This is a genomic window from Streptomyces sp. NPDC079141 (genome assembly GCF_040686775.1).
Lineage (GTDB): Bacteria > Actinomycetota > Actinomycetes > Streptomycetales > Streptomycetaceae > Streptomyces.
In genome coordinates this window covers 45,581-62,178 of sequence record NZ_JBFBLP010000014.1, presented here as the reverse complement: position 1 = coordinate 62,178, position 16,598 = coordinate 45,581, and the positions used below count along the sequence as shown (strand labels likewise).

Below are 16,598 nucleotides of genomic sequence, written 5' to 3'. Positions count from 1 at the left end.
CGATCGCTCTCGACGTCCTCCACGCTGCTGCACCGCACCTGAAGCCACGCTGAACCCACCTGAAGATCACTTCAGCAACGCTCTGCCACCCTGTCTGCATGCGCCTGCTGATCGTCGAGGACGAGAAACGCCTCGCCCTGTCCCTCGCCAGGGGCCTCACGGCCGAGGGCTACGCCGTGGACGTCGTCCACGACGGCCTGGAGGGACTGCACCGGGCGAGCGAGTCACCGTACGACCTGCTGATCCTCGACATCATGCTGCCCGGCATGAACGGCTACCGCGTCTGCTCCGCCCTCCGCGCCGCCGGCCACGACGTACCGATCCTGATGCTCACCGCCAAGGACGGCGAGTACGACGAGGCCGAGGGCCTGGACACCGGCGCCGACGACTATCTGACCAAGCCGTTCTCGTACGTCGTTCTCGTCGCCCGGATCAAGGCGCTGCTGCGGCGCCGCGGCACCGGCGGCGGCTCGCCCGTGCTCACCCTCGGCGACCTGCGCGTCGACACCGGCGCCCGCCAGGTCTTCCGGGACGGCGCCGAAATCCCGCTCACCACCAAGGAGTTCGCGGTCCTGGAGCAACTCGCGCTGCGCGCCGGTCAGGTGGTGTCCAAGGCGGACATCCTCGACCACGTCTGGGACTTCGCCTACGACGGCGACCCGAACATCGTCGAGGTGTACATCAGCACCCTGCGCCGCAAGCTCGGCGCCGGTCTGATCCACACCGTCCGCGGCGCCGGATACCGGCTGGAGGCCGGGAGATGAGACGGCTGTTCGGCTCGGTCCGGGCCCGGGCCACTCTGGGCGCGGCCCTCGTCGTCGCCGTGGCGCTGGTCGCGGCCGGGGCCGCCGTCCTGCTGTCCCTGCGCGCCAATCTGATCGACCAGGCGGGGACGCAGGCGGAACGCACCGCGCGCACCGTGGCCGCCGAACTCGCCGCCGGGAAGGGCTACTCCGAGCTGTCGTCGCTGGACGACGAGGAGGAGCCGGTCCAGGTAGTCGACGACAGCGGCACACTCGTCGCGGCCACCGAGGACCTGGAGCGGATCAGCGGCACGGGCACCACCGAGGTGAAGCCTCGGACACCGGCGGGAGGTACGGGCGGCACGGGCGGCACGGGCGACTCCGACGACGACTCCGATGACGACGCGGACGACGAGACCTCCCTCGAACCCGGTGAGATCGCCGACCGGGCCACCCTCACCGACGGCTCCGCCACCGTCGACGGCCAGTCGCGCGACTACCGCTTCGCCGCCCTGGAGGTGGAGGTCTCCGACAAGGGCACGCTCACCGTGTACGCGGGCGCCTCCCTGGACGCCGAGCACCGGGCCGTGCAGACCGCGCAGACGGCCATGCTCATCGGGTTCCCGCTGCTGCTGGGCGTCGTGGCGGCGGTGACCTGGCTGGTCACCCGGCGAGCGCTGCGCCCGGTGGAGGGGATCCGGGCCGAGATGGCCGCCATCACCGCCTCCGAGGACCTGGCCCGCCGAGTGCCGGTGCCGGACACCCACGACGAGGTCGCCCGGCTGGCCCGCACCACGAACGAGACGCTCTGCGCCCTGCAGACCTCGGTGGAACGTCAGCGCCGCTTCGTCGCCGACGCCTCGCACGAGCTGCGCAGCCCGATCGCCTCCCTGCGCACCCAGCTGGAAGTGGCCGCCGCGCACCCGGAGTTGCTCGATCTGGACGGCGCGGTCGAGGACACCGTAAGGCTCCAGCAGCTCGCCGCCGACCTGCTGCTGCTCGCCCGGCTCGACGCGGGGGAGCGGCCCGGGGACACGCGCGTGGACCTGGCCGCGCTGGCCCGGGAGGAGGCCGGGGGCCGGTCAGGGGTGACGGTCACGGCCGAGCGTCCGGTGGAAGTGACCGGGTCCCGGGGGCAGTTGGGGCGGGTGCTCGCCAATCTGCTGAACAACGGGCAGCGGCACGCCCGTTCGGCGGTCACGGTGACCGTGCGCCGGGCGGACGGCTGGGCCGTCGCGCAGGTCGCCGACGACGGGGACGGGGTGCCGGAGGCCGACCGGGAGCGGATCTTCGAGCGGTTCGTACGGCTGGACGAGGCCCGCAGCCGCGACGACGGCGGTGCCGGACTCGGCCTCGCCATCGCCCGCGACGTGGCCGAACGGCACGGCGGCACGCTTACGGTGCGCTCAGCACCGGCAGGCGGAGCGCTGTTCGAACTCCGCCTGCCAGTTGCCTAGGGGCGCCCGCGCTGCCCCCGCAGGTGCTCCGCGATCGGCTTGAGGGCCTTGTCGAGCTCCGCCATCGCCTCGGGCGACAGCAGGTCGATGAAGTGCCTGCGCACAGACGCCACATGATGCGGCGCGACCTTCTTCATCGTCTCCATGCCGTGCTCGGTGAGGACGGCGTAGAGCCCGCGGCGGTCGGACTCGCAGTTCTCGCGCCGGACCAGGTTCGCGTTCTCCATCCGCGTGATCTGGTGGGAGAGGCGGCTTTTGGACTGGAGGGTGGCGGACGCGAGGTCGCTCATCCGCATCCGTACGTCCTCCGACTCGGAGAGGTTCACCAGGATCTCGTAGTCGTTCATAGTCAGGCCGAACGGCTGCAGGTCCTTTTCGAGCTGGTACGTCAACAGCCTGTTGACCTCCAGGTGGGTGCGCCAGGCGCACTGCTCCGCATCGGTCAGCCAGCGCGTGGCCGTCTCGGTCTCCATGAATGAAGTCTACCTAAAAAGTTGAAAGGCGAACTACTGAGGGTGGTGTGACTGTGCGCACGCGTTCGAACTCGTCACACTCCGCAGACTACCGCTCACAGCCCGAAGCGACGCTGGAGGTCCCCCAGCTGTCCGGGAAGACGCGGTGCGCCGGTTTGCGGTGAGCCACCTGTGGAACCTCCGCTTCCGGGCACCCCCGCCTGGTGCGGCACCGCCCCTGTCGCCTGCTCGGCCATGAGGGCCTCGGAGGACTGCAGAAGCACGGTGCCGGCACCGACGAACTCGAACTGGTGCTCCTCTCCGGAGGCCCCGCCGAGGCCCGTCATCGCACGTAGACCGCCCATGAGGCCGGTCATGTAGCCATGGTCGTAGTGATGGCAGGGCGACGGGCAGTCGGCCCAGCCGACGAGTGCCTGCGGGTCCACCCGGATCGGAGGTTCCATGAACACCACCGGCCCGTTAGATGCGGCCACGAACTTTCCGGTTCCGATCAGCGTCAGAAATCCCGGCACGATCGACTGCTTCAGCGAAAGACTTGGCTGAAAAGCGAGCAGGTTGCCCGAGCGAATGGTCAGATTGCCGTCTTCGAGGTCGTACGAATTGACATCGAAGGCCCGGTCGGCGAGGAGCATCTTGCCCGAGCCCTCCGCCACGACCCAGTCCGAGGCGTGCAGTGGCGAATGAAAGGACGTACGGACAAGCCGGTCGAGTCGGCCGTGCCCGATGCCGTTGAAGTCGATCGAGCCGTAGTAGGCGATCATCTTCCCCTTCTGCAGGAACCACTGGCTCCCCTTGAGCTCGACGCAGAAGGTGTAACTGTTGACGTTCTCGTCTACGGGCAGCGTCGCGGGGTCGTGGACAACGGGACCCGCACCCGGGTAGGCGCTCACAGCTTCTCCTCCGACGCCTGGACGTACACCGCTCCTTGGCCGCTGAGCTCCAGCTGGAAGGCCTCACCGGAGCCACGGCCCACCATGTCGCGCCAGCCCAGCGCGGTGGACAGCTTGTTGCGCACGTCGCCGTGGTGGGCGACGTACGCCTGGGGATCGACATGGACCGGCCGCTGCGGGCTGATGGGGAGCTCGATCACCCCGCCGTGGGCCATCACGGCCACCGAGCCGTGCCCCTTGAGGGTGGTGGTGAACAGCCCCTGACCCGTGACCTGTCCCCGCACCATCCCCATGACGCCGCCCTGCGACCCCATGAACATCGTGCCCTGCTCCAGCGTGCCCTCGAAGGCCAGCAGACGGTCCGCCTCGACGTAGAGGGTGTCGCCGGTGAGGTTGATGACCTGGACGTGGTGCCCGCCGTGCCCGAACAGCACCGTGCCGCTGCCCTCGACGCTCATCAGGGGCGTCGCCTCGCCCGCCACCCGCCGCCCGATCATCGACGCGAGCCCGCCCTGCCCGCCCTGCATGTTGGGCGTGAAGGACACCTCGCCCTTGTACGCCAGCATGGCGCCGCGCTGACTGAACAGCCGCTGCCCGGGCAGCACGGTCGCCTCGACCATTTTCGAATTGATCTCGCGGAAGCCCATGTCACACGTCCCCCGCGATCGTGTTCCGCTCGCTCGGCTGGACGTACACCAGACCGTCCCCCTCGAACCGCATCTGGAAGGCCTCGCCGCCGCCCTCACCCATCAGCGTGCGGAACGTCACACCCGACTGGAAGGACTGCCGCAGATTCCCCTGGTGCGCGATGTACGCCCCCGGATCCACGGTCAGCGGATACTGCGCGCTGACCCGCAGCACCACCGCCGGCCCGTCCGAGGTGATCGCCGCCTGCCCGTGCCCCTCCACCGTCGTGGTGAACAGGCCGTTGCCCTGCGAGGCCCCGCGCAGGCCGGTGAAGCTCGTCCCCGTCCTGAGCCCGCCGTCCGTCGCGAGCAGATTGCTCGACTCCACGTACAGCTTGTCCCCCTGGAGACCGACGAGGTTGATCTCGGAGGCCCGGTCGGCGAACCAGCAGGTCCCGTGCCCCTTCACCTCCATCACCGTCATCTGCTCGCCGGTGATCCGCCGGGTCACCATGCCCCGGATGCCCTCACCGCCGCCGCTCAGCTTCTTGAACGCCATCTGTCCGTCGTACGCGACCATCGAGCCGTTCTTCGCCTTCACGGCGTCCCCGGTCATCTCGACGGCCAGCACCTTGCTGCCTTGAAGTCGGAACATCGCCACGCAGCGAAGGTAGCCCGCGGGGGCCGCCGCGGACAGAGCCCGTGGGTGGAGATCGCCCCTGAACGTCCCCCTAGGGTGTTGCGCTCGTCACGGCGCGGGCAGCCGTATGACCGCCGTCCCCCGGGTGAGGTCCACCGAGGACCTGGGCGGCGCCCCGTCCTCCTCGTCGTCGCGCATCACCAGCGCGCTCTGCCGTTCCTTCAGCTCGTTCTGCTTGCCCGGGGAGAGCGCGGCATGCAGCTGCTCGAACCCGGTCGCGGAGACCTGGCCCTGGCGCGCCGAGTTCCGCCAGGGCAGCACTCCGGCCCGGCCGGCCCGCAGCAGCAGCTGATCGACGAAGGCCAGCACGGTGAGCAGCACCACGAGCCCCGGCAGGGTCATGAAGAAGACGAACTGCACCGGCGCACCCCTCCGAGAGCCGTCGACGGACCCCAAGCCTGCGCCCGCTCAGCCGTTTGCCACAATGGGTGAACGTTTGTGCTTGCGTTCACAAACCGCCAGGCACTCGCCGTATCTCCCACCGAAGGTGACCCGTGGACCTCAAGACAGCATCCGCCCTCCGCCGCCTCCGCCTGATCTCCGTGCCGGAGGGCATCTCGTGGATCATTCTCGCGGCCTGCACGATCATCAAGTACACGGTCGCGTCCGGCTTCGACGCGGCGCCGGTGATGGGGCCCATCCATGGCGTGCTGTTCATCCTGTACGTGATCTTCTGGCTGGATGCCTGGAACCGCACCAAGTGGAACGGCGGGACGGCCGCGATGTACTTCGCCTACTCGATCATCCCCGGCGGCGGCTTCATGGCCGAGCGCCGACTGCGCCGTGAGGCCGAGGACGCGGTGATCGCCGCCCGTGCCCGTGGTGAAGGGATCGTGAACGCATGATCGTCGCCTTCTCCGTGACGCCGCTCGGGGTCGGCGAGGACGTGGGGGAGTACGTCGCCGATGCCGTCCGAGTCGTCCGTGAGTCGGGGCTGCCCAACCGCACCGACGCGATGTTCACCTCGGTCGAAGGCGAGTGGGACGAGGTCATGGACGTCGTGAAGCGAGCAGTGGCGGCCGTGGAGGCACGCGCCCCGCGTGTGTCCCTCGTCCTCAAGGCGGACATCCGCCCCGGAGTGACGGACGGACTGACCTCGAAGGTGGAGACGGTGGAGCGGCACCTGGCCGCCGAGTAGCCACCGGCATACGCGAAACCCCGGCCCCGCGCGGGCCGGGGTTTTCTTGTACCCGCTGTTTGAGCGGTCGCTCAAAACGATGTACCTTCCTCCTCAAACAACTTGAGCGATCGCTCAAACTCCAAGCTGACCTGGGGGAATCACATGGGTCACAACGGGCTCTATATAGAGGCGCGCATCCGCGCCGACCTCGACGATCTCTGGACGCGCACCCAGCAGCCGTCCCAGCACCAGCGCTGGGACGTCCGCTTCACCGAGATCGACTACCTCCCGCGCGCGGAGGGCGAACCACAGCGCTTCCGCTACGCCACACGCGTGCTGCCGCTCCTGACCATCGCCGGCACGGGCGTCTCGGCGGGCGAGAAGGAACGCCCCGACGGCACCCGCACCTCCGCGCTGCGCTTCTCCTCCCCGCACCCCCTGTCCCTCCTCGCCGAGGGCAGCGGCTACTGGCGCTACGTCCCCGACGGCGACGGGATCCGCTTCCTCACCGGCTACGACTACCGCCCGCGCTGGGGTGCCTTCGGCGCAGTCGCGGACCGCCTGCTCTTCCGCCCCCTCATGGGCTGGGCGACCGCCTGGTCCTTCGACCGCCTGCGCCTGTGGCTGGAGCGCGGCATCACCCCCGAGCGGGCCCGCCTGAACTGGCTGACGGAGCTGGCGGTGCGCGCGCTGGTCATCGCGGTCTGCTGCACGGGCCTGGGCCTCGAATCGACCCTGCGCCTGCTGGGGCCCTACGCCGCGCCGCTGGCGTACCTCTGCCCCCTCCTGCTCACCGTCGCGGTCTGCGCAGCGCTCTTCAAGACGCCGCTGTCCTGCACCCCGGCCGCCCGCAGGTGTCTGCGCCGGCCGCCCACGCGCGTGTGTGCGCCACGCCTTCTGCGCACCCTGGAGAACCCCCGATGACCTCGATCTTCCGCACGGCGATGGGCCCGGAATTCGACCGCCTGCACCCGCAGCTCCAACGCCGCTTCTCCGTGGGCCTGGCGAGCGGGGAGGCGTGCACCGGGCAGGGCGTCATGGACCGCATCTGGCACGGCCGGGCGTTCGTGAAGCCGTTCCTGTCCCTCGGCGCCACGCGCAACATCCTCGTCCCGCGCGAGGGTCGCAGGGTGCCCTTCGTCATCGAGAACGTGCCGTACGTCGACACCTACGGCCGTGAGACGGTGACCTTCGTGCGCACCTTCGACCTGCCCGGCCGGGCCCGCCGCTTCGACGCCCAGATGGTTCTCGGCCCTCGCGGCGACCGCATCCTCGACTACCTGGGCACCCACCAGCACCTCGCGAGCGACCTGCACTTCCACGCCGAGCCCGACGGCTCGCTCCTGATCCGCTCGGGCGAACACCGTTTCCGGGAGGGGGCGGTTGACATACGCGTACCCGAACTCATCGGTGCCACCGCGCAAGTGCGCGAGTCCTACGACGACTCGACGGACCGATTCCGTATCCAAGTCCGCGTGGTGAACCGCTACTTCGGACCCCTCTTCGGTTACGAGGGGACCTTCCGCGCCACCTACACCGACATCCGGGCCTGCGGTGTACGGCCGGGGCTGCGTCCCGTGCGCGAGGAGGCGCGCGCGTGAGTCCGGAGACGGCGAAGTCCCTGGAGACGAAGACGAAGCTTCTCGAAGGGGCGTTGCGGACGCTCACCGAGCAGGGGATCGCGAAGACGTCGGCGCGTACGGTGGCGGCGGCCGCGGGGGTCAATCAGGCGCTGGTCTTCTACCACTTCGGTTCTGTGGACGAACTGCTGGCCGCGGCGTGCCGGTACGGTGCCGAACAGCGGGTGTCCCGCTACCGTTCCCGCTTCGCGGAGATCACCTCGCTCTCCGAACTGCTCGCCCTCGGGCGAGAGATGCACGAGGAGGAACGGGCGTCCGGGTACGTCTCCCTCCTCGGCCAGCTGCTCGCCGGCGCCCAGACCCACGCGAGCCTCGGGCCCGCGACGGCGGCCGGGCTCGACCTCTGGATCGTCGAGATCGAGAACGTCCTGACCCGAGTGCTTGCGCGGGCGCCGTTCGGGGAGTTCGTCGATCCGGTGGGGCTGGCGCGGGCGGTGGCGGCGTCGTTCGTGGGGATCGAGCTGTACGAAGGGGTTTCTGCAGAGGGGGCGGGCTCGGCGCTGGACGCCCTCGAACAACTCGGCTCCCTGGTAGCGGCGTTGGAGACCCTCGGGCCGGTGGCCCAGCGGGCGGTGCGCCACCACTTGCGGCGACGGGGCGCGTCCGCGGGGTGAGACGTCGCGCGCGACTCCACAAACCTTTTTCTCGCCCCCGCCGCCCCTACCCGTCCCACCTCCAGGGGCTGCCGCCCCTTCGACCCCGCCCAGGGGGCTCCGCCCCCTGACCCCCCGCGGGGCTCCGCCCCTGCACCCCACCGGGGCGCCGCCCCAGGAAACCCTCGGGGGCTCCGCCCCCTGAACCCCCTCGGGGCTCCGCCCCTGAACCCCCAGCAGGGCTTCGCCCCTGCACCCCACCAGGGGCTCCGCCCCTGGACCCCGTCGGCCTGAACGGCCTCGTCCTCAAACGCCGGACGGGCTGGAAGTACCGACCGACGCCCAGATGCGCCCCGTCTGGGGCTGCGCCCCTGCGGGTGGGTGGGGGTTCGGGATGGTTGCGGGCTTGTCCTTGAACGCCGGACGGGCCGGAGGATGCGCTCCGGCGCCCAGATGCGCCCCGTCTGGGGCTGCGCCTCTGGCGGGTGGGTGGGGGTTCGCGATGGTTGCGGACTCGGCCTCGAACGCCGGGCGGGTTGGGGGATGCGGGCCGGTGCCCAGATGCACCGCCGTTGAGGGCTGCGCCCCTGCGGGTGGGTGGGGGTTCGGGATGGTTGCGGACTCGCGCTCGTACACCGGACAGGCCAGTGCACCGACCGGCGCTGAGATGTACCGGCCATGGGGCCGTGTCCCCTGTGGGCGGGTGGAAGTTCCCACGCGTCGGACGGACCGGACGGACCGGACGGTGTGGACGGTGTGGACGGACCGGACGGTGTGGACCGGCGTCGGGAGGTGCCCCTGCGGCGGGTCGGGCTGCGGGCGGCGTGCCCGGAGTCGCCTACGGCGGGAAGGGGACGGGGTGGGGGGTGTCCGCCCGCAGAGGCCGGCGTTCGCGTACGGGACTGCATCAGCAGGCGGCACCGCCGGTCCGAGGACGGACACCCCCCACCCCGGCCCCGACCCACGACCCGACCGAAGGCGCTACGCGCACCCCCGCCGGACCCGCACATGCGCCGCAGGCATCCACCCCCTGCCCCCCACCCCCAACCCCCACCCACCCACCTGGACGCCCCCAGTTCGACACGCCCGTAAATCTCCACTTTTGTATGGGTATCGGTCTTGATCGCCGATGACTCCTCAATCACTGGAGGGCGCTGTGCGGCCGGAGGGCTACGACTACGACACCCACAGCCGACTCGCCGGACCGCTCACGGAGGCGGTCGGCCCGTCGTACCGGGTGCAGTACACCTCGCTGCTCTCCCGCGAGCCCCACCGAATACGCGCCATCCTGCTGATGAGCCTCGCACCGGTGCTCACCGGCATCCTCCTGGTCTACCTCGTCTGGCCCACCCACTGGGTGGAGCGCGAGGGCGGCGACGCCTGGATGGTCCACCTCGACATCGTCATGCTCATAGCCATCGGGCTCATCGAGCTCTTCATGGTCGTCAACGTCGCCTCCGTCGCCCACGCCACCCTCGTAGCCCGCGACCCCACACCCGTCACCCCACAACCCGGCACCCGCGTCGCCTTCCTCACGACATACGTCCCGGGCAAGGAACCCCTGGACATGGTCCGCGCCACCCTCGAAGGCGCGACACGGATCCACCACACCGGCCCCCTCGACATCTGGCTCCTCGATGAGGGCGACGACGAGCAGGCCAAGGCGCTCTGTACGGAGCTCGGCGTCCGTCACTTCACCCGGCACGGCGTCCCGGAGTGGAACCGCCCCAAGGGCGCCCACAAGGCCCGTACCAAGCACGGGAACTACAACGCGTGGATCGCGATGCACGGCGACGAGTACGAGTTCTTCGCGTCCGTCGACACCGACCACGTCCCGCTCCCCAACTTCCTGGAGCGGATGATGGGTTACTTCCGCGACCCGGACGTCGCCTTCGTCGTGGGACCGCAGGTCTACGGCAACTACCACAACCCCGTCACCAAGGCCGCCGAGTCCCAGCAGTTCCTCTTCCACGCGCTCATCCAGCGCGCCGGCAACCGCTACCGCGCCCCCATGTTCGTCGGCACCAACAACGTCGTACGCATCGCGGCCGTCAAACAGATCGGCGGCCTGTACGACTCCATCACCGAGGACATGGCCACCGGCTTCGAGCTCCACCGTCGCCGCAACCCCAGGACCGGCACGCACTGGCGCTCCGTCTACACCCCGGACGTGCTGGCCGTCGGCGAAGGCCCGGCTTCCTGGACGGACTTCTTCACGCAGCAGATGCGCTGGTCACGAGGGACGTACGAGACGCTCTTCAAGCAGTACTGGAAGGCACCCTTCACCATGCCTCCCGGCCGGCTGTTCTCGTACAGCCTCATGCTCTTCTACTACCCGATGACCGCGGTCAACTGGTTCCTCGGCATCCTCAGTTGCGTCCTCTTCCTCTGGTTCGGCGCCTCCGGCACCCAGGTCTCCGCCTCCGTCTGGCTGATGCTCTACAGCGACGCGGCAGCCCTCCAGATCGGGCTGTACCTCTGGAACAGACGGCACAACGTCTCGCCCCACGAGCCTCAGGGCTCGGGCGGCCTGGCCGGCATGGCGATGTCCGCGCTCTCCGCGCCGATCTACCTCAAGTCCTTCGGCGAGGCCGTCGTCCGCCTCCCCAGCCGCTTCGTCGTCACGCCGAAGGGCGACGACACCAGCCCCGACCGCCTGCTCACCTTCCGCATCCACCTGTGCTGGGCGGCACTCCTCGCGACCTCCCTGGCCGCCTCGGTGGTCCTCGACCACACGCACGTGGCCATGCGCACGTGGGCGGTGCTGGCCACAGTGATCTCCCTGGCGCCGGTCGCCGTGTGGGCCACCACGCTGCTCAAGGAACGCAGAGCGCGCCAGGCGCTGCACCCGGCCGCGGCCACCGCCGCCCGCTCCGTCGACGGCACGGAGCCCGCCCTCGCCACCAGCGGCGCGACCGCCCCCGTCTCCGGCACCCCGACAGGAGGCAACTAGCCCATGGCCTACCAGCCCTCGCAGAAGACCAAGAAGACCGTCCTCGGCATCGGCGGCATCGCGATCCTGGCCGGCCTCAACGCCCCGGCCGCGCTGGACTTCGTGGGCGAGCAGTACCACGACTACAAGATCGCCCAGCCCGGTTACAAGGCGCAGTACGGCTCCTGGACCCAGGTGGACATCCCGGAGGAGTACCGCACCAACGCCATCCACGCGGCCCTCCTGCGCACCGGCAAGGTCCTGATCGTCGCCGGGTCGGGCAACGAGCAGAAGAAGTTCGACAAGGGGTCCTTCGACACGATCCTGTGGGATCCGAAGGCCAACACCTTCAAGAAGATCCCCACCCCCGACGACTTCTTCTGCTCCGGCCACGCCCAACTCCCCGACGGACGCCTGCTCGTGGCCGGCGGCACCGCCCGCTACGAGCTCCTGGACGGCGAGGTGGACCGGGCCGGCGGCGGTATGCGGGTGAAGAACGAGAACCCCGACAAGCCGGTCCGGCTCAAGAAGGGCACCCGTTTCCGCTCGCCCGCCGGAGTCGAGTACGTCACGCGGTTCGACGTCACCGTCCCGAAGGCCAAGCGCTCCTTCAAGGTGACGTACAACAGGGCCGGTGTGATGCAGCCCTGGCAGACGAAGGTGACGGCCAGCGAGGCCCGGGTCTTCGTCGAGGCCGTCGAGAAGGGACCGCTGTCGGTCACCGACGAGCAGGCGCAGTACGAGATCGTCGGCCTGACCGGGAAGGAGGCGGACAACACCTACGGTCTGTCGGAGAAGATCACCCTCGACAAGCAGGACTTCCAGGGGATCCGCGCCGCCTACGAGTTCGACCCCGTGGCGGAGAAGTACATCCCGGTCGACCCGATGGACAAGGCCCGCTGGTACCCGACCCTGGTCGGCCTCGACGACGGCCGGATCCTCGCTGTCTCCGGACTCGACGACGTGGGCGTGGTCGACCCGGGCGACAACGAGATCTACGACCCGAAGACCAAGAAGTGGACGCCGGGCCCGAAGCGGTACTTCCCGACCTACCCGGCCCTGTTCCTCACCAAGGGCGGCAAGCTCTTCTACCCGGCCTCGAACGCCGGTTACGGCCCCGCCGACAAGGGCCGGGAGCCGGGTCTGTGGGATCTGGAGACCAACACCTTCGAGAAGGTGCCCGGCCTGCGCGACCCCGACGAGACCGAGACCTCGGCGTCGCTGCTCCTGCCCCCGGCCCAGGACCAGAAGGTGATGATCCTCGGCGGCGGAGGCGTCGGCGAGTCCAAGAAGTCCACCCCGCGCACGGCCGTCGTGGACCTGAAGAAGGACAGCCCCGTCTTCCAGGACGGCCCCAACCTCCCCCAGGGCACGCGCTATCTCAACAGCGTGATCATGCCGGACGACACCGTCTTCACCTCCAACGGCTCCGAGGACTACCGCGGCCGCAGCGCCAGCAACATCCTCAAGGCGCAGTTCTACGTCCCGAAGGAGAACGCCTTCCGGGAGGCGGCCGCGCCCGAGGTGGGCCGCAACTACCACTCCGAGGCGCTGCTGCTGCCCGACGGCCGGGTCGCCACCTTCGGCTCCGACCCGCTCTTCGACGACCAGCAGAACACCAAGCTGGGCCACTTCGAGCAGCGGATGGAGGTCTTCACCCCGCCGGCCCTGCACAAGAACGGCGCCGACCGGCCCGTACTCCAGGACGGTCCGCAGGAGCTCGACGAGGACCACCGGGCGACCTTCCGCACCGGCGACCCGGAACGGATCACGAGCGCCCGGCTGATGCGGCCCAGTGCGGTGACGCACACGACGGACGTGGAGCAGCGCTCCATCGCACTCGGCCTGACCAAGAGCCGGAACTCGGTCACGGTCGACGTGCCGAAGGATCCGACGCTGGTGCCGCCGGGCTGGTACATGCTGTTCGTGACGGACGCGGAGGGCACTCCGTCGGAGGCGAAGTGGATTCAGGTCAAGTGACGGTTCAGGCCTTGGAGTTCCGCGCCAGCGTCAGCGCGTACTCCGGCCACCACTGCCCGGCGTCGGGTCCGCCCTCGCAGGTCCCGTCGGACTCGCCGGGCCGCTTGACCCAGAGGTAGGCGTCGACGGCGGGCTCGCCGGTCTCCGTCGTGGGCGGGGTGCCCAGGGCCCGTCCCGGCGGGTTGCACCAGACGCCCGGCAGCGGGCCGTTGCCGTTGCGGCTGGTGTCGATGACGAAGTGCTTGCCGCCGAGTTCGCCGGAGAGCTTCAGGCCGTACTGCCTGGTGTCGTCGTCGGTCTGGAAGTTGGAGACGTTGAGGGCGAAGCCGTCGGCCTCGGCGATCCCGGCGCGCTGGAGCGGTTCGACCAGCTTCCAGGGCTCCTTGATCCAGGACGGGTTGCCCGCGTCGAGGTACACCTTGGTGTTCGGCTGCTGCTTGAGCCGGCGGATCGCCTCGCCCAGCAGCTGCTCGCGCTCGGCGTGGTACTCGCCGGGCGTGCAGCCGTCCACGACGTGCGCGACCGCGTCGGGCTCCAGCACCACCAGGGCCCGGCTCTCCCCGAGCGCGTCGGCGAACTTCCCGATCCACTGCCGGTAGGCGTCCGCGTCCGCGGCCCCGCCCGCCGAGTGCTGGCCGCAGTCCCGGTGCGGGATGTTGTACGCCACGAACAGCGCCGTACGCCCCTCGGCCGAGGCCGCGGCGGTCGCCCTGCGGACCCCGGGTCCCGGGTCGATCTCGCCCGCCGGCCACAGCGCGGCCGGCCGGTCGGCGATCCGGCGGAGCAGCTCGGCGTCCTGCGTACGGCCCTCCCGCTTCCACAGCTCGATCTGCTGTGCGGCCGGACTGTTCGGATCGACCCAGAAGGGAGAGGCGGGCGCCGGGCTCGACTTCCTGGAGGCGGCACCGGCGACGGAGGCCTCGTCGACGTCGGACGCGGACGTGCAGCCCGCCGCGAGCCCGAGCACCGTGACAGCCGTGAGGGTGCGGATCAGCGGGGACATGCTGCTCCCTTGCGTAGGTGACAGTCCGTCACCAATCGTTCCATAACGGTCGAATTTGTCACGGAATAGACATGGATCAGTCGCCCCCGGAGGTCAGCGCGATCCCCAGCGGCGTCCGCTCGTACAGCACCTGATGGCCGTAGCGCCGCGCGACGAGCAGTCCCGTATCCCTCAGCGTCGTCAGATGCGCCGACACCGACGAGGGCGCGAGGCCAAGGCGGTGGGCGAGGGCGGAGGTCGTGGCCGGGTCGTCCAGCGCGGCGAGCACGGCCGCCCGGCCCCGGCCCAGCAGCCGTACGAGCGCCTCGGAAGCGCGGTCCGCGGGCTCGGTCCACAGGCCGCCGAGGCCCCGGGCCGGGTAGACGACGGTGGGCTGCCAGGGTGGCTCGAAGCCGCTGATCACATCCGGCCAGGAGAAGACGCTCGGCATCAGGACCAGGCCCTGCCCGCCGAGGTCGCGCACATGCTCACCGCCCGACTCCATGGTCAGGGTGCGCCCGTTCCAGGCGAGCCGCCGGTCCAGTTCGGGCAGGAGCGCGCCCAGGCCCACCTCGGCCAGGCGCCGGGAGTGGAAGGCGACATCGGCCTCCAGCAGGGCGCGCAGCCGGGGCCAGTCCGGTGCGACCAGGGCGCGCCAGGCGGCCTCCAGCAGGTCGGCCAGTTCCTGGATGCTGCGGGCGGGATCGGCGAGCAGTGCCCGGCCCTCGGGGGAGTCCAGGGCGCCCGGGGTGTCGGCGAGCGCCCGCGCCATGTCCTCGCGTGCCGCGTCCGGGTCGGCCGAGCGCACCGCCGCGATCTCCTGCTCGAAGCCGGCCGCGGGGCCGATCGGAGGCGGGCCGAGAAAGTCCGGGGAGTGCCCGCGCCGGGGCATGAGCAGCCAGAGCGGGGCAAGGTCCAGCGCGCGGGCCGCCTCCTGGATACGGCGGAGCCAGTGCGGGTGATAGCCGTGCCGGTCGGGGCGGCGCAGCGTGCGCACCGCCTCCTGGGTCTCCCAGAGCGGGGACACCGCGAAACGGCACCGGAGGAGGTCGTCGTCGCCGAAGCGCAGTTGGAACGGCACGGCTCTCCCCGAGTCGGAACATTCGGCTGTGGCCGAAACTCTACGGCGGCCTGCACCCGCGCGTGCAGGCTGCGCGCATGCCAGAACAGACGAGCAATCCCGCACCCGAGGCCCTCCAGGAGCCCACCGGCTACCGTCGCGCCTTCGCCGTACGGGAGTTCCGTGCCGTCTTCACGGCCCACGCGCTCTCCCTGCTCGGCACCGTCGTAGGCGAGATCGCGCTCACCGTGCTCGTGTACGGGCTCACCGGCTCGCCCCTGCTGAGCGCGCTGACGTTCGCGCTGGGCTTCCTGCCGTATCTGCTCGGCGGGACGCTGCTGTCCGGGATCGCCGACCGGTATCCGGCGCGCCGCGTGCTGGTGCTGTGCGACCTGGTGTGCGCGGGGTGCGCGGCGCTCATGGCGGCGCCCGGTACCTCCGTCGCCGTGCTGCTCGCCCTGCGTTGTGTGATCGCCGTCGTCTCGCCGGTGTTCAGCGGCACCCGGACCGCCACGCTCACCGAGATCCTCGGCGACGGCGACCTCTTCGTGCTCGGGCGCTCGCTGCTGAGGATGGTCTCGCAGAGCGCCGTGCTGGTGGGCTTCGGTCTCGGCGGCGTCCTGCTCACGGTCGTGTCACCGCGGGGCGCCCTGGCCGTCACGGTCGGCACGTTCCTGTGCTCCGCGCTGCTGCTGCGGTTCGGCACCCGGCGCAGGGCCGCCACCGCCGCGGGCGGCCCGCTCGTGCGGTACTCGCTGGCGGGCGCCCGCCAGGTGCTCGGCGACCGCAGGATCCGCTCATTGCTGCTGCTTCTGTGGGTGCCGCCGATGTTCATGGTCGCGCCCGAGGTGCTGGCCGCCGCGTACGCCGACGAGATCGGCATGGGCACGGCCGGGGTCGGGCTCCTGATGGGCGCGATGCCGGTCGGCACGATCGTCGGCGAGGTGTACGCCGGGTCCGCCCTCTCGCCCGCCGCCCGCTCCCGGATTGTGCTCCCGCTCGCCGCCGGCGCTCTGCTGCCGCTGCTGCTCTTCCCGCTCGACCCCGGCCTCGGCTGGATCCTGGCGGCACTGCTGGGCACCGGGCTGGCGGGGGCGTACACCCTGGGTCTGGACCGCTGGTTCGTGGACTCGGTGCCGCAGGAGCTGCGCGGCCGGGCGATGACCGTGCACACCGCGGGCATCATGACCATCCAGGGCATCGGCATGGCGCTGGCCGGGGCGGCGGCCGAGTTCTGGCCGGTCGCGACGGTGGTGGGCGGGGCCGGTGCGCTCGGCACGGGGTGCTGCCTGTGCCTGGTCCTGGAGGTCCGGCGGACGTCTCGCGAACCTCGCCCGAACCTCTCCCGGACCGATGGGCGAGACGGGGCTGACCAGCATGTGACCGGCCGGTAAGGTCTAGA

At 70.5% G+C, this 16,598-nt stretch carries 17 protein-coding genes; 10 read left to right on the top strand and 7 right to left on the bottom strand.

From position 1 onward, the window contains the following. Positions 1-98: 98 nt before the first annotated feature. Together AB0Q90_RS30590 and AB0Q90_RS30585 are read left to right on the top strand one after the other, a co-directional pair. Positions 99-764 carry a response regulator transcription factor gene (locus AB0Q90_RS30590; RefSeq protein ID WP_363163215.1) on the top strand — a complete coding sequence of 222 codons (666 nt, stop codon included), beginning with the start codon at positions 99-101 and terminating at the stop codon, positions 762-764. Beyond that, positions 761-2,200: a HAMP domain-containing sensor histidine kinase gene (locus AB0Q90_RS30585; protein ID WP_363163214.1), complete on the top strand. Its 1,440-nt coding sequence runs from the start codon at positions 761-763 to the stop codon at positions 2,198-2,200. The genes AB0Q90_RS30590 and AB0Q90_RS30585 overlap by 4 nt, the downstream gene beginning before the upstream one ends. On the opposite strand, the gene AB0Q90_RS30580 is transcribed toward AB0Q90_RS30585, so the two are convergent. From AB0Q90_RS30580 to AB0Q90_RS30560, 5 genes are all read right to left on the bottom strand, one after another. Next, the gene (locus AB0Q90_RS30580) at positions 2,197-2,673 is read right to left on the bottom strand and encodes a MarR family transcriptional regulator (RefSeq protein ID WP_363163213.1); all 477 of its coding nucleotides are present in this window, start codon (positions 2,671-2,673) and stop codon (positions 2,197-2,199) included. The genes AB0Q90_RS30585 and AB0Q90_RS30580 overlap by 4 nt on opposite strands. 95 nt (positions 2,674-2,768) lie before the next feature. After that, the gene (locus AB0Q90_RS30575) at positions 2,769-3,563 is read right to left on the bottom strand and encodes an AIM24 family protein (protein ID WP_363163212.1); all 795 of its coding nucleotides are present in this window, start codon (positions 3,561-3,563) and stop codon (positions 2,769-2,771) included. Then, positions 3,560-4,210 (bottom strand): AIM24 family protein, encoded by a 651-nt coding sequence (locus AB0Q90_RS30570; RefSeq protein ID WP_363163211.1) that lies wholly within the window; start codon positions 4,208-4,210, stop codon positions 3,560-3,562. The genes AB0Q90_RS30575 and AB0Q90_RS30570 overlap by 4 nt, the downstream gene beginning before the upstream one ends. 1 nt (position 4,211) lies before the next feature. Then, positions 4,212-4,844, bottom strand: a complete 633-nt coding sequence (locus AB0Q90_RS30565; RefSeq protein ID WP_363163315.1) for an AIM24 family protein — start codon at positions 4,842-4,844, stop codon at positions 4,212-4,214. Positions 4,845-4,937: 93 nt separating this feature from the next. Beyond that, positions 4,938-5,249 (bottom strand): DUF6191 domain-containing protein, encoded by a 312-nt coding sequence (locus AB0Q90_RS30560; RefSeq protein ID WP_363163210.1) that lies wholly within the window; start codon positions 5,247-5,249, stop codon positions 4,938-4,940. Between the two features lie 134 nt (positions 5,250-5,383). On the opposite strand from AB0Q90_RS30560, the gene AB0Q90_RS30555 reads away from it, so the two are divergent. The 7 genes from AB0Q90_RS30555 to AB0Q90_RS30525 all read left to right on the top strand — a co-directional run bounded on the left by AB0Q90_RS30555 (position 5,384) and on the right by AB0Q90_RS30525 (position 13,154). Then, positions 5,384-5,734, top strand: coding sequence for a DUF3817 domain-containing protein (locus tag AB0Q90_RS30555; RefSeq protein ID WP_363163209.1), 351 nt, complete (start codon positions 5,384-5,386; stop codon positions 5,732-5,734). Continuing rightward, a complete protein-coding gene (locus tag AB0Q90_RS30550; protein ID WP_363163208.1) occupies positions 5,731-6,027 on the top strand; it encodes an MTH1187 family thiamine-binding protein in 297 nt (98 codons plus the stop codon). Before AB0Q90_RS30555 ends, AB0Q90_RS30550 begins: the two co-directional genes overlap by 4 nt. A gap of 144 nt (positions 6,028-6,171) precedes the next feature. Then, the gene (locus AB0Q90_RS30545; RefSeq protein ID WP_363163314.1) at positions 6,172-6,933 is read left to right on the top strand and encodes a hypothetical protein; all 762 of its coding nucleotides are present in this window, start codon (positions 6,172-6,174) and stop codon (positions 6,931-6,933) included. Continuing rightward, complete coding sequence (locus AB0Q90_RS30540) at positions 6,930-7,610, top strand: DUF4166 domain-containing protein (RefSeq protein ID WP_363163207.1); 681 nt, start codon at positions 6,930-6,932, stop codon at positions 7,608-7,610. The genes AB0Q90_RS30545 and AB0Q90_RS30540 overlap by 4 nt, the downstream gene beginning before the upstream one ends. Continuing rightward, positions 7,607-8,263: a TetR/AcrR family transcriptional regulator gene (locus tag AB0Q90_RS30535; RefSeq protein ID WP_363163206.1), complete on the top strand. Its 657-nt coding sequence runs from the start codon at positions 7,607-7,609 to the stop codon at positions 8,261-8,263. The genes AB0Q90_RS30540 and AB0Q90_RS30535 overlap by 4 nt, the downstream gene beginning before the upstream one ends. Before the next feature lie 1,135 nt (positions 8,264-9,398). Beyond that, complete coding sequence (locus tag AB0Q90_RS30530; protein WP_363163313.1) at positions 9,399-11,195, top strand: cellulose synthase catalytic subunit; 1,797 nt, start codon at positions 9,399-9,401, stop codon at positions 11,193-11,195. A gap of 3 nt (positions 11,196-11,198) precedes the next feature. Beyond that, positions 11,199-13,154, top strand: a complete 1,956-nt coding sequence (locus AB0Q90_RS30525) for a kelch motif-containing protein (RefSeq protein ID WP_363163205.1) — start codon at positions 11,199-11,201, stop codon at positions 13,152-13,154. 4 nt (positions 13,155-13,158) lie between these two features. Here AB0Q90_RS30525 and AB0Q90_RS30520 read toward each other — a convergent pair whose 3' ends face one another. Continuing rightward, the gene (locus AB0Q90_RS30520; protein ID WP_363163204.1) at positions 13,159-14,157 is read right to left on the bottom strand and encodes a glycoside hydrolase family 6 protein; all 999 of its coding nucleotides are present in this window, start codon (positions 14,155-14,157) and stop codon (positions 13,159-13,161) included. Positions 14,158-14,233: 76 nt separating this feature from the next. After that, positions 14,234-15,217: a DUF5937 family protein gene (locus AB0Q90_RS30515; protein ID WP_363163203.1), complete on the bottom strand. Its 984-nt coding sequence runs from the start codon at positions 15,215-15,217 to the stop codon at positions 14,234-14,236. Positions 15,218-15,294: 77 nt separating this feature from the next. Between AB0Q90_RS30515 and AB0Q90_RS30510 the strand changes: the two genes are divergently transcribed. Next, positions 15,295-16,590, top strand: coding sequence for an MFS transporter (locus AB0Q90_RS30510; protein WP_363163202.1), 1,296 nt, complete (start codon positions 15,295-15,297; stop codon positions 16,588-16,590). Positions 16,591-16,598: the final 8 nt, after the last annotated feature.